9 protein-coding genes are annotated in these 13,389 nt (G+C 67.9%); 4 read left to right on the top strand and 5 right to left on the bottom strand.

What is annotated here, in order from left to right:
- Position 1: 1 nt before the first annotated feature.
- From NV1_RS29140 to NV1_RS29130, 3 genes are all read right to left on the bottom strand, one after another.
- Entirely contained in the window at positions 2-1,120 is a 1,119-nt protein-coding gene (locus tag NV1_RS29140) for a type III PLP-dependent enzyme (RefSeq protein WP_067898380.1), read from the bottom strand.
- A 258-nt stretch (positions 1,121-1,378) separates the two neighbouring features.
- A complete protein-coding gene (locus NV1_RS29135) occupies positions 1,379-3,886 on the bottom strand; it encodes a DEAD/DEAH box helicase (RefSeq protein ID WP_067898702.1) in 2,508 nt (835 codons plus the stop codon).
- A 180-nt stretch (positions 3,887-4,066) separates the two neighbouring features.
- Positions 4,067-5,023 (bottom strand): proteasome assembly chaperone family protein, encoded by a 957-nt coding sequence (locus NV1_RS29130; RefSeq protein WP_067898378.1) that lies wholly within the window; start codon positions 5,021-5,023, stop codon positions 4,067-4,069.
- A gap of 320 nt (positions 5,024-5,343) precedes the next feature.
- On the opposite strand from NV1_RS29130, the gene NV1_RS29125 reads away from it, so the two are divergent.
- Positions 5,344-6,066 carry a hypothetical protein gene (locus NV1_RS29125; RefSeq protein WP_067898375.1) on the top strand — a complete coding sequence of 241 codons (723 nt, stop codon included), beginning with the start codon at positions 5,344-5,346 and terminating at the stop codon, positions 6,064-6,066.
- 175 nt (positions 6,067-6,241) lie between these two features.
- Positions 6,242-7,438: a DUF4192 domain-containing protein gene (locus NV1_RS29120; protein WP_169813437.1), complete on the top strand. Its 1,197-nt coding sequence runs from the start codon at positions 6,242-6,244 to the stop codon at positions 7,436-7,438.
- Positions 7,439-7,470: 32 nt separating this feature from the next.
- On the opposite strand, the gene galE is transcribed toward NV1_RS29120, so the two are convergent.
- A complete protein-coding gene (gene galE / locus NV1_RS29115; protein WP_067898373.1) occupies positions 7,471-8,451 on the bottom strand; it encodes a UDP-glucose 4-epimerase GalE in 981 nt (326 codons plus the stop codon).
- A 3-nt stretch (positions 8,452-8,454) separates the two neighbouring features.
- A complete protein-coding gene (locus NV1_RS29110) occupies positions 8,455-9,141 on the bottom strand; it encodes an iron-dependent transcriptional repressor DtxR (RefSeq protein WP_067898370.1) in 687 nt (228 codons plus the stop codon).
- 245 nt (positions 9,142-9,386) lie between these two features.
- Between NV1_RS29110 and NV1_RS29105 the strand changes: the two genes are divergently transcribed.
- Positions 9,387-10,631 carry an acetoin utilization protein AcuC gene (locus NV1_RS29105; protein ID WP_067898367.1) on the top strand — a complete coding sequence of 415 codons (1,245 nt, stop codon included), beginning with the start codon at positions 9,387-9,389 and terminating at the stop codon, positions 10,629-10,631.
- A 13-nt stretch (positions 10,632-10,644) separates the two neighbouring features.
- Positions 10,645-13,365, top strand: coding sequence for a bifunctional acetate--CoA ligase family protein/GNAT family N-acetyltransferase (locus NV1_RS29100; RefSeq protein WP_067898695.1), 2,721 nt, complete (start codon positions 10,645-10,647; stop codon positions 13,363-13,365).
- Positions 13,366-13,389 lie beyond the last annotated feature (24 nt).

The raw sequence follows: 13,389 nt of genomic DNA, 5'->3' as shown, positions 1-13,389 counted from the left end.
CTCACTCTCGCTCAGCGCCGATGACGTGAACAGTCAAAGGCGGAAAACCGTTGAAGGACACCGACGAATAGCTCGCCGTATATGCGCCGGCATCGAGGATCCGAACAGGATCGCCGGCTCGCAGCGTGGTCGGGAGAAGGACCCGCGTGCGTTGATAGAGTACGTCGTCCCCGTCGCAGGTCGGACCGGCAATCACCGCCTCGTCCGCTGCGTCACCGTCTCGCGATGTCACGATCCGGTAGGCGATGTACTCGTTCTCGGTCTCGGCCATTCCGTTGTAACGGCCGATGTCGAGGTATACCCAGCGCCGCCCGTCCGGCGCTATGCGCACATTGACGACCTCGGCGTGGATCACTCCGGCATTGCCCACCAGGGCCCGGCCGGGCTCCACGACGACGTCGATGTGCTCGGGAAGGTGGCGTGCGGCCGTCTCGGCGATCACCGCACCCAGCTCGGACAGCTCCGGCGCCGGATCGGCGTACGAAATCGGCAGTCCGCCACCGATATTCACCGAACGTACCGGAATGTCCTTGACCGCCAGCGCTTCCGTGATCGCGGCGGCCTGTTCGATGCCGATCCGCCATGCGGACGGATCGAGCTGCTGTGACCCGACGTGGAAGTAGGGGCCCACCGGCACGAGGCCGAGATCGCGGGCGCGCACCAGCAGCCGCACCGCTTCACCCGGGGCGCAGCCGAATTTCGTGCCGAACGGCGTCCGCGACTGCGGCGTCGAGGCCAGGAACCGGCACTCCACCTCCGAACCCGGCGCGTATTCGCTGATCCGGGTCAGGTCGTCCTCGGTGTCGAAGGCGTAGCGGCGCACGCCCGCGGCATGGGCCGCCGCGATATGGGCCGCCTTCTTGATCGGGTTTCCGAAGCACAGCGTCGCCGGGTCCACGCCGAGCGCGAGGCACTGCTCGATCTCGCCGATACTGGCGACGTCGAACTCCGCACCCTCGTCGGCGAGCAGCCGGATGATCTCCGGCATGGGAGATGCCTTGACCGCGAACCGAATTCGCAACGGATGGCGGCTGCCCAGGTTGCTCAGCGCGGATCGCAATGCGCGGAAATTGTCCCGTACGCGGGAGAGGTCGATGACGAGGCAAGGCGACTCGGGCACGTGTGGACCGAACAATCTGAGGGAACTCTCTTTCTTCCGGGCAGCCTCCCACGGCGGACAGCGAGCGAGAGCGTATCAGCGGGAGGCGGTAGAAAACGAACTGGATCGAGATCGTCTTGATCACGTGTGCGCCGGTGCGGCAATGAACCGCGCGCAGCCGAATACGGCAGGTTGGTCAGCTGATTTCGCGACCCGTGCGAACGGTACCGGGTTTTCGGCGCAACGTGCGGGCAGGGACGGCGGTGTGCTGTGCGGTACTCATCCCGCACTCACCGTGACCTCGTCGAACACCACCTCGCCGGCGGCGTCGGAGGCGGGCAGATCGACCACGGCATCGATCGACCAGCCGTGATCACCGGCCGGGTCGGCGAGTACCTGGCGGACCCGCCACAGGCCGGGCCGCTGTTCGATCTGGAACAGTTGCGGACCGCGTGCTTCCGGGCCGGTGCCGATCTCGTCGTATTCGGCGAAATAGGGGTCCAGTTCGGCTTCCCAGTCCAGGCCGTCGTCGAGGTCGTCCAGAGCCGCCCAGCGGCCCAGCGCCGCGAGCTCCACGCGGCGGAACATGGCGTTGCGCACCAGGACCCGGAAGGCTCGCTCGTTGGCCGAGATCGGGCGGACCGTCTCCGAACCGAAGGCCAGCTGCTCGGCATCGTTCTCCGCACCCGGATTGGTGAGCTGCTCCCACTCGTCCAGTAGACTCGAATCCACTTGGCGCACAAGTTCGCCCAGCCATTCGGTGAGATCCTCGAGCTCCTCGGTGCGCGCGGATTCGGGCACCGTGCGGCGCAGGGCGCGATACGCGTCGGCCAGGTAGCGCAGGACCACGCCCTCCGAGCGAGCCAGCTCGTAGTTGCTCACCAGTTCGGCGAAGGTCAGTGAGCGCTCGATCATCTCGCGCACCACCGACTTCGGTGACGGTGTGAATTCCGACACCCATGGGTGACCGCCGCGGTAGGTCTCGAACGCGGGCTCGATCAACTCGGCCAGGGGTTTGGGCCAGGTGACCTCTTCGAGCAGCTCCATCCGCTCGTCGTATTCGATACCGTCGGCCTTCATCTCCGCGATGGCCTCGCCACGCGCCTTGTGCTGCTGGGCCATCAGCAGCTGGCGCGGGTCCTCGAGGGTGGACTCGATGATGGAGACCACGTCGAGGGTGTAGGTGGGTGCGGAGTCGTCCAGCAGATCCAGGGCGGCCAGGGCGAACGGCGAGAGCGGCTGATCGAGAGCGAAATCGCGTTGCAGATCGACGGTCAGGCGTGCGCGCCGGCCGAGGGCATCGGGTTCGTCGAGCTGCTGCACCACCCCAGCATCGCGCAGCGCGCGGTACAGGCGAATCGCCTTGACGATATGTTTGCGCTGCGCCGCGCGGGGCTCGTGATTGTCTTCGAGCAGATGCCGCATCGCGTCGAAACAGTTCCCGGGCCGGGCGATGACGTTCAGCAGCATCGCATTGGTGACCTGGAATCGCGACACCATCGGTTCGGGCTGGGCGGCGACGAGCCGGTCGAAGGTCTCCTCCGACCAGGACACGAAACCCTCCGTTGGTTTGCGCAACTGCACCCGGCGCTGTTTCTTGGGATCGTCGCCCGCTTTGGCGCGCAGGCGCGCGTTCTCCACCTCGTGCTCGGGGGCCTGCACCACGACGGTGCCCATGGTGTCGTAGCCGGCGCGTCCGGCGCGTCCGGCGATCTGATGGAATTCCCGCGATTTGAGCCGGCGCGTGCGCACGCCGTCGAATTTGGTCAGGCCGGTCAGCAGGACGGTGCGGATCGGCACGTTGATGCCGACGCCGAGGGTGTCGGTGCCGCACACTACTTTCAGCAGGCCCTCCTGGGCGAGCCGTTCCACCAGGCGGCGGTATTTCGGCAGCATACCGGCGTGATGGACGCCGATCCCGTGCCGGATCAACCGGGAGAGGGTTTTACCGAACCCGGTGGCGAATCGGAAGCCGCCCAGCGCCTCGGCGATCGCCTCCTTCTCCGCCTTCGAGGCGAAGTTGACGCTGGTCAGCGCCTGGGCCCGCTCCAGGGCCGCGGCCTGGGTGAAGTGCACGACGTACACCGGGGCCTGACTGGTGGTGACCAGATCCTCGAGAGTTTCGGTGATCGGGGTGCGCACATACGAGAACATCAGGGGCACAGGACGTTCCGACCCGCTGACGATCGCGGTCGGGCGCCCGGTGCGGCGATGCAGGTCATTCGCGAAGAAATCGACCTCACCCAAAGTGGCGGACATGAGCAGGAATTGGGCCCGCGGCAGTTCGAGCAGCGGAACCTGCCACGCCCAGCCGCGATCCGGATCGGCGTAGAAATGAAATTCGTCCATCACCACCTGGCCGACGTCGGCGTTCGCACCTTCGCGCAGGGCCAGATTCGCCAGGATCTCGGCGGTCGCGCAGATGATCGGCGCGTCCGGATTCACCGCGGCGTCACCGGTGACCATGCCGACCCGGTCGGCGCCGAACACCTCGCACAGGGCGAAGAACTTCTCGCTGACCAGAGCCTTGATCGGCGCGGTGTAATAACTGCGCTGACCAGTGTTCAACGCGGTGAAGTGCGCGCCGATGGCGACCATTGATTTACCGGAGCCGGTCGGGGTCGACAGGATCACATTGGCCCCGGTCATCAACTCGAGCAGCGCCTCCTCCTGCGCCGGATACAGCGTCAGACCCTGGTCCGAGGTCCAGCCGGAGAACGACTCGAACAGCCAGTCGGGATCCACGTCGGGCACGGCACGGTCGGGGATCAGTTCGGACAGCTGCACTGTGCCCATTCTGCCTCCGTGCCGGTGCGAGATGCGCACGGCCCCCGGAGCATCCTGTCGCCCCTGGCTGCGGCGGTTGATGGAACGCACTCCGGTAACGCGGTGTGGCCGAACCGGCCGATACCCCGTCGAAGCCGGACGTGCCGGACAGTTGTGTCCGACTGCCGGGACAAACCAGGGTCAGCGCAGGTCGCCGTTCTCCGGAGTGTCCGAATCGCCGAATCCGGACTGCTCGGCCAGGAAACGCTCGAATTCCGCACCCAGCTCCTCGCCGGTCGGCAGATCGGCATCGCTGGCCAGCAGACTGGACTGACGCTCCTGTGCGGTGACGAAGCTGTCGTATTGCCGCTCGAGCGCCTGAACGACCGTCTCCACCTCGGTATTACCCGCGATGTGCTCGTTCACCTGCTCGCGCACCCGAGCCGCCGCCTCGCCCAGCGCGGCCAGCGGCAGATCCAGCCCGGCGTTGTCGGCCACGTTCTCCAGCAGGGTCTGCGCGGCCTCGGGGTAGGCGGTCTGTGCCAGATAGTGCGGCACGTGGACCGAGAATCCGATCGACTCGTGGCCGTGCTGGGCCATCCGGAACTCCAGCAGCGACGACGCGCTGCCCGGCACCTGCAATTCGCCCGGCCAGCGCTGATGCTCGCCGATCAGGTCGCGGTCGCTGGCATGTGCGGTGACGCCGAGCGGACGGGTATGCGGGATCGCCATCGGAATGGCACTCAGGCCGATTGTGCGGCGCACGCCCAGCTGTTCCGCCAGCAGCCGCACCGCGGTCACGAACTTCTCCCAGCGCAGATCCGGCTCCAGCCCGGCCAGCAGCAGGAACGGAGTGCCCGCGGTGTCCTTCACGGCCCACAGGGTCAATTCGGGCTCGGCGTAGTCGGAGAAGTGGTCGGTCTTGAACGTCATCAGCGGACGGCGCGAGCGGTAGTCCAGCAGCTCGTCCACATCGAAGGAGGCGACCAGCTCCGCCTCGAGACTCTCGCGCAGATGGGTGGTCGCCAGACGTACCGCATGACCCGCGTCGGTGAAACCTTCCAGGCCGTGTACCAGCACCGGGCCCGCGCCGTCGTCGGCGGACAGCTGCGGAGCGGGAAACTCCAGTTCGTACATTCGCGACTCGTAGTCCTCCATCGCTTACTCCTTCCTGGGTGGTCCGCCACAACCGGTCGGCGGCGGGGTGGTGGCGAACCCGGCGCCGCCTGCCGATGTGGTCTTCTGGGACCACCTTCCATTGTCCCTCATACCCTGCCGGGGCGGCGCCGTCGGTCTCGCTTCACGAGGCCGTGTGTGCGTGACAACATGCCGACAGGCCATCTCATTCCGCGATTGTGGGCCGGATCTCGCTTCCGGCAGGCATATCCAGTTCCCGCTCCGTCGCAATCGCGCACACCCTCGGCGCGCCCCGGCGTGGCGGCAGGGGCCGGGTGCGAGCATTGGGCATAGTGTGCCGAGTGAACGCGCCCGAGGCTCCGGATCCGTGGCCGCGCCGATTCGGGCTCGGCTGCGTCGCCGGGTGCGCGGCGCTGGGTTTGCTGCTGACCGCCTGCGGTTCCACCGTGCCCGGACATCCCGCCACCGAATCCCGACAGACCACGGTGATCAGGCATATTGTCGCGGATCTCGGGTCGATGCTGCCGACCGCCGCGCAGTTTCCCGACACGTATCCGCCCGTGGCGTTGTCCGGTTCGGATGCCATCGGCGCCGATGCGGATCTGCGCGGCATTCCCTCCGGCGCGACGGTCGTTCCGCCGGAGTGCGCGGCCTCGCCCCCGTCCGATCCGCGGCGGATCGCGGCGACGGCCGGCGCCGACGAGGACACCCGCGCGAGCATCACGGTCGAACTGATTCGTACCACCGACCCGCTCTCGCGCCTGCGCACCCAGTTGCAGCAGTGCGGCACGGTACACGCCCAGCACGGACCGCTCACCAATACCGTTGTCACCCAATTGGATCCGGCCGCACCCGTGAACGCCGACGATTCGCTCGCCTGGCGTCGCACGGTGAGCGGTCAGCGTGGTGGTCCGGGGCTGACCCGGTCCATGCGCGCTCTCGCGGCGCAGATCGGCGATGTGCGGATCATCTCGACCTATCTGACCTTCGGCGAAGACAAACCCGATATGACTGCGCTGGACCAGGTGTTCACCGCTGCGGTGCAGAACGTGGACAAGGGATGAGGCGGGTACGCCCAGCGTCCCCCTGCAGGAACCGTAGCAGGCGGGTCCGACAGGAATAGGGTTCAGGCGGCCCGGCCCGGCGTCTGATGCACAGGCTCGGGGATTGTCCCCAGGGCTGGTGAAAGACCAGGTCGCCGATGTCTTGTGGGACAGCTCGCAGGGCATGGTCGGACACATGACGACCGTTATCGAACCCACACCGGCCGACGACGAATTCGCCGGGACCTCCGCCGAATCGCCCGGCGATGCCGATCGGGACGCGAACCATGGCCGGCCCGCGCTGCGGGCCGACGATCCGCGCGAGTGCATTGCCGCTGTGCCCGCCCTGCTCGGCTTCGTGCCCCGCCGATCGCTCGTGGTGTACCTGCTGCGGCAGCCGCCGGGCGGGACCGGTCCGGCATCGCTGAGTGCGGTCGCCCGGCACGACCTGGAGCCGCCCGGCCGCGGCGGCTGGACACGGCTGGCCACCCACCTGACCGCGCTCTGCGTTCGGGAGAACACCGTTGCCGTGCTCGCGTTGATCGTCGACGATCGCGCCGGTGCACCTCATTCGGGTACTCCGGGTGTGCGGTCGGGACGACATCGCTATCTCATGCGCGCGCTCGAACGAGCCCTTGCCGCCGAACACATCATGTTGGACGAGGTGTGGGCGGTTCGCGAGATCGCCGCGGGGCAGCCGTGGTGGGCCGTCGAGGATCCCGAGGTCACCGGGGTGCAATCCGATCCCGCCGCTTCACCGGTCGCACTGGCCGAGGCCGTGGACGGGTATCGGATCAAGGCCTCGCGCGCGGATCTGGAGGGTCTGGTGGCGCTGGACGCGCAGCTGTGCGCGGAAGTCCGGCCGGAGGTGGACAAGGCCGGACTGGTGGCGGGCCAGCGATTCCGGACCGCGATCTTCCGCGACGAGCTGGATCGCTACCGCCGGTCCCTGCTGGACCGGGTTCTCGATCGGGTCGCGGTGCTGGCATCCGACGGTACGGTGGATGCCCGTGCTCTCGCGGAAACGGTTGTCGCACTACGGGATCCGACCGTCCGCGATGCGGTGTTCGCTCTGGCGGGTGGCCATCGGGCCGAGGCCGCGGCGCGGATGTGGGCGCAACTGTGTCGCGTCACGACCGGGTCGGACCGGGCCGAGGCGGCCACCCTGCTCGGATACAGCGCCTACACCCGCGGCGACGGCGTCCTCGCCGGAATCGCCCTGAGAGCAGCCTTGGAATCGGACCCGGACCACACCATCGCCCGGTTGCTCGACACCGCGCTGGGCGCGGGTATGCCGCCGCGGGAGGTCCGCAAACTCGCCTACAGCGGCCGGGCCAAAGCCGCCGAATTGGGCGTCGAGTTCGACCTGCGGGCCGATTGGCTGCAACCGTGAACGCCGGTGCCGAATTTCCGCCGGGCGCGGCGCTATCGGGCGCTGTGTGCGCGGTCGCCCAGCGACTGCAGGAAAGCCCAAGCGTCGGTGACGATCTCGTCGAGATCGTTGTGCTCCGGCCGCCAGCCCAGCTCGGCGATGGCGCGCTCACTCGACGCGATCAGAACTGCGGGATCACCCGCGCGGCGCGGCGCGTCGACCGAGGCGATCTGTCGGCCGGTGACCCGCTCGCAGGCCGAGATCACCTGGCGCACAGAGAAACCCGTGCCACTGCCGAGATTGAAGATGCGATGTTCGCCGGGGCGGGATTGTGCGAGCGCGAGCAGATGGGCCTGCGCCAGATCCCGGATGTGGATGTAATCGCGAACCGCGGTGCCGTCCTCGGTCGGGTAGTCGGTGCCGAAGACCGAGATCGACTCCCGGTGGCCCAGGGCGGTCTGCAGGACGAGGGGGATGAGATGGGTTTCCACGAGGCGGTTCTCACCGAGCCCGCCGTAGGCGCCGGCGACGTTGAAGTAGCGCAGACTCGTCGCGGCGAGTCCGTGTGCCGCCGCGTAGGAGGTGATGGCATGGTCGATCGCGAGCTTGGACGCACCGTAGGGGTTGGTCGGCCGGGCCGGGGCGGCCTCGGTGATCGGCACCTCTTCGGGCTCGCCGTAGACGGCCGCGGTGGAGGAGAAAACCAGTCGCGGGGTCCGGGACCGGCGGATCGCATCGAGCAGGGCGAGTGTCTTGACGACATTGCCGTGCCAGTACTTCTCCGGTTTCTGCACCGACTCACCGACCAGCGATTGCGCGGCGAAATGCAGGATGCCGTCGAAGGACTCGGATTCGACGAGTTCCACGCCGACGGTGGCGATATCACCGTCGACGAATTTCGCACCACTGGGCACGCCCTCGGCATTGCCGGTGGACAGATCGTCGACGACGACCACGTCGTGACTGTCCTCGATCAGGACCTGGGCGCAGACGCCGCCGACATAGCCCGCGCCTCCGGTGACCAGAAGTTTCATATTTCAGACCAGCCTTACCTGGATGGCGTGCGCCATCTCGTCCGACAGTTCGAATCCACCGTGACCGGGTACCGAGATGACCACCAGACCGGGGCGGGTCTCGACGGTGACACGGGCATCGGGCACCACGCCCACCTCCCGGAGCTGGCCGATGACCTCCGGATCGGTCTGGATGTGCTCGGACAGGCGCCGCACCACCACCGCCACGATCTGACCGGGCGGCAGGTCGGACAGCCGAATCAACTTCTCCTCCGAGGAACCCGCGTCGAGCACGCCCAACTCGTCCAGGCCCGGAATCGGATTGCCGTACGGGGAGGTGGTGGGGTTGTCGAGCACCTCGACCAGTCGGCGTTCGACGTCCTCGCTCATCACGTGTTCCCAGCGGCAAGCCTCGGCGTGCACGTTCTGCCAGTCGAGCCCGATGACGTCCACCAGAAGTCGCTCGGCCAAGCGGTGCTTGCGCATCACCGCGACCGCCATCGACCGGCCCTTGTCGGTCAGCTCGAGGTGGCGGTCACCCGCGACCAGCAGCAGCCCATCGCGTTCCATGCGGGCAACCGTCTGGCTCACCGTCGGGCCGCTCTGCTCGAGGCGTTCGGCGATTCGTGCGCGCAGCGGTGTGACACCCTCCTCCTCGAGGTCGTAAATGGTACGGAGATACATCTCCGTGGTGTCGACCAGATCCTTCACCTGTTACCCCTTCGTCGGCAAAGATTCTACCCACGCGCGTTCGCGGATTGGTGCGCGAGGATATTCGGCTTGTACTGCGGAAACTCCGGGCTATCCGGGCACGGCCCTGCGACGGCGGAACCCGGTGCGCCGCACTGCCTAGCTTTTTACTGCATGGCAACGACAAAAAGGCGTCGTCCCTTCCCGTGTTCGGTTGTGGATCACGGCACGTCCGTTCGCGGCGCGGGTGCATTAGCGTGAGATTCATGGCAAGCGCACTGCCCGGCGACCCGGCGCTCGTGTGGACCGATCGGTTCCTGGATTACGCCTGGACTCCGGAACATCCGATGAAACCCGCTCGACTGCGGTTCACGATGGCGCTGGCGAGCGGCCTCGGTCTGCTGGAGGGAGTCGAGACGCTCGCACCCTCGACCGCGGACGAGACGGAGCTCTTGCGAATCCACACACCCGCCTACCTGGACGCGGTCCGCCACGCGGTGCCCGCCGCGCCGGGCGTCCCGCCGCCGAGCACCGCGCCGTACGGACTGGGGACACCGGACAATCCGGTGTTCCCGCACATGCACGAGGCGGCATCGGTGATCGTCGGCGGCACGTTGGCCGCGGCGGGCGAGATCGCGGCGGGCCGCACCCGGCGGGCGGTGAGCATCGGCGGCGGTATGCATCACGCGATGGCCGACTCGGCCGCGGGGTTCTGCGTCTACAACGATGTGGCCGTGGCCATCTCGTGGTTGCTGGACCACGGTTTCGACCGCATCGCCTACGTCGATGTCGACGTCCATCACGGCGACGGCGTGCAGCGCGCCTTCTATGGTGACAAGCGGGTGCTGACCATCTCGGTGCACCAGCATCCGGCGACCCTGTGGCCCAATACCGGATGGCCCGAGGAGACCGGCGCGGGTGCGGCCGAAGGCTCGGCGATCAATCTCCCGCTGCTGCCGGGCACCCGGGATGCCCAATGGTTGCGCGGATTTCATGCCGTCGTGCCCGGTGCGCTGGCCGCCTTCCGGCCGCAGTTGCTGATCAGCCAGTGCGGGGTCGACACCCATCGGGAGGATCCGCTGGCGGATCTGGAGCTGAGCGTCGACGGGCAGCGCGCGGCGTTCCGCGCGATGCGCGAGTGGGCCGATCGCTACGCGCAGGGCCGCTGGCTCGCGGTCGGTGGCGGGGGATACGGCCTGGTGCGGGTGGTGCCGCGTGCCTGGACCCATCTCTTGGCCGCGGTGCTGGACCGCGATATCGACCCGGCGACAGAGGTTCCCGCGGACTGGCTCGCGCAGGTGCGCGCGTATGCGCCCGCGATCGAGCCGCCGCGCACGATGGGCGACGGAGTCGCCCCGGACTTCACCCGTTGGGACGGTCCGGGCGGCGCACCCGATTCCGGTGACGCGCACGCCGACCGGGCGCAGCGCGCGGTGGACACCGCCGTATTGGCCACGCGCCGGGCAGCGTTCCCGCTGCTCGGTCTGGATCCGGAGGACCCCCGTGACTGACGCCGAGCACAACATCCCGGCTCCGCAGCGGCCGCCCGCTTGGCTCGCCGAATTCGGGCCCGACACACCGCGGAACCCGCCGCCTCCGCCGCAACACTGGCTCGCCGATGTGCTCGCCTCCGACGGCGGTGTGGTGCGGCTGCGCCCGATCACCCCCGACGACGCCGAGGCGATTGTGGCGTTCCACGGCCGCTTGTCCGATCGCACTCGCTATCTCCGCTATTTCGGTCCGTATCCACGGATGACGCCCAAGGATCTGTACCGGACCACGCATGTGGACTACCACGACCGGGTGGGCCTGGCGATCGAGCTGGGCGAGGTCATCATCGCGGTCGGGCGCTACGAGTTGCTCTCGGACCGAGAGGGGCCTCGTGCGGCGGAAGTGGCCTTCGTGGTCGCCGACGCGCATCAGGGCCGCGGCCTGGGGTCGATTCTGCTCGAACATCTGGCCGGTGCGGCGGCGGAGAACGATATCGAGACCTTCGTCGCGGAGGTTCTGGCCGAGAACAACACGATGGTGACGGTCTTCCGCGACGCCGGATATCAGATGCAGCGCAGCCGGGACGGGTCGGTGCTGCACCTGGAATTCGCCATCGATCCCACCGAAGCGCTGCTGTCGGTGCGTGATTCACGCGAACGGGCCTCGGAGGCCCGCAGTGTCGGCAATCTGTTGCATCCGAAGTCGATCGCCGTCATCGGCGCCACGCCGTCCGCGGGGCGGGTCGGCGGTGCGGTGCTGGCGAATCTGCTGTCCGGGGTGTTCCAGGGGCCGGTCTTCCCGGTGAATCCGAATCGCAGCTCGGTGCGCGGAGTGCGGGCTTACAACACTGTTCGCGACATCCCGGACGAGGTGGATCTGGCAGTGGTCGCGGTACCGTCCGTGGAGATCTCCGCGGTGCTGGACGACTGTATGGCCAAGGGCGTCAAGGGACTTGTCGTGCTGACCGCCGGTTTCTCCGAAACCGGTCCGGCAGGCTATGCGGCCGAACGCGATCTGGTGGCCGCGGCCCGCGGGCACGGCATGCGGGTGGTCGGCCCCAGTGCGCTCGGCATCGCCAATACCGATCCCGCGGTCTCGCTGAACGCCACGCTGGCCTCGGTCATGCCGGGGCGCGGACGGGTCGGATTCTTCTGCCAGTCCGGTCCGTTGGGTGCGGCGATCCTCGCCGAGGCCGCCGCGCGCCGGCTCGGATTGTCCACATTCGTCTCGGCGGGTAACCGGGCCGATGTGTCCGGTAACGATCTGTTGCAGTACTGGGACACCGACCCGGACACCGATGTGGTGCTGCTCTATCTGGAGACATTCGGCAATCCGCGCAAATTCTCCCGGATCGCGCGGCGGGTGGCGCGTGCGAAGCCCATTGTGGCCGTGAGCAGTGGTCGCAACGCCACCCGTACCACACCGCCCTCCTCGCTGGAGCGCTCGGTGGAGCGGGATCTGTTCGCACAGGCGGGAATCGTGCAGGTCGACACGATCTCCGAACTGTTCGACTGCGCGATGCTGCTGGCCTATCAACCGCTGCCCGCCGGGCCTCGGCTGGCGGTGATCGGTAACAGTGCCGCACTGGGGTGGCTGGCGGTGGACGCGGCGCGCGGCGCGGAGCTCGAGGTGCGCGATCCGGTCGATCTCGGGCCGCAGGCCGGACCGGAGGATTTCCAGGCCGCGGTGGCTGCGGCCGTGGCGTCCACGCAGGTCGACGCGGTGATCGTCATTTTCGCGCCACCTGTGCCGACGGCGGTGCCCGCCTACGCCGAGGCGATTCGATTCGGCGCCCGATCCGCCGGCGCCAAACCGGTGTTGACGACGTTCGTCGCCGATCACGGAATGCCGAATCTGCTCGCCACCCGGGGGACCGGCGGTGTGGTCGGTACCGGTTCCATCCCGTCCTATCCGGACCCCGAACGCGCGGCGCGGGCGCTTGGTCGAGTGCAGCGCTATGCCGAATGGCGCGACACACCCGTCTCGCTGACCCGGCGCCCAGATGGACTGGATATCGAACGCGCGCGAAATCTGGTCGAGCAGTGGATGATCCGTTCGCCCGAGGGTGACTGGCTCGGCGACCTCGAGGCGGTGGAGCTGCTGGACTGCTACGGCCTCGGAATCGTCGAGTTCCGCGAGGTTCGCGATGCCGCGTCGGCGGAGGCGGCGGCCGAGGAGCTCGGCTATCCGGTCGCGGCGAAGGCGACCGGTGAATTGTGGCGCAACCGTTCGGATCTCAATGGTGTGCGACTGGATCTGTGGCGGCCCTCTGCGGTGCAGCGCGCCTACGCCGACCTGGCCGAGGTGTCGGGTAACACGGTCGTGCACATTCAGCGGATGGCCACCAAGGGAGTCGGCTGTGTGCTGCGCGTCCAGGACGACCCGTCGTTCGGGTCGGTGATCAGCTTCGGATTGTCCGGCACGATCATCGATCTCCTCGGCGACCGCGTCTATCGCGCCCTGCCATTGTCGGAGGCGGAATCGATCGCCCTCATCGATGCTCCGCGTGCCGCACCGCTACTCGATGGCAGGACCGGGGTATCCGGCAGAACCATCGGCGAACCGGTGGACAAGAGCGCTCTGTCCGAACTGGCGCAACGTATTTCGGCGCTGTGCGATGATCTGCCGGAAGTGCGCGAGCTGGCGATCGAGCCGATTCTGGCCTCACCGGAGGGGGCCGCGGTCCTGTACGGCCGCGTCCGCATCGGTCCCGAGCCCAGCCACTTCGATATCGGCCCGCGGCGTTTGGGGTGAGCATCAGGTGGGTGGGGCCTGCGA

This window comes from Nocardia vaccinii NBRC 15922, from assembly GCF_001613305.1.
Lineage (GTDB): Bacteria > Actinomycetota > Actinomycetes > Mycobacteriales > Mycobacteriaceae > Nocardia > Nocardia vaccinii.
This window is presented reverse-complemented; position numbering and strand designations above follow the sequence as displayed.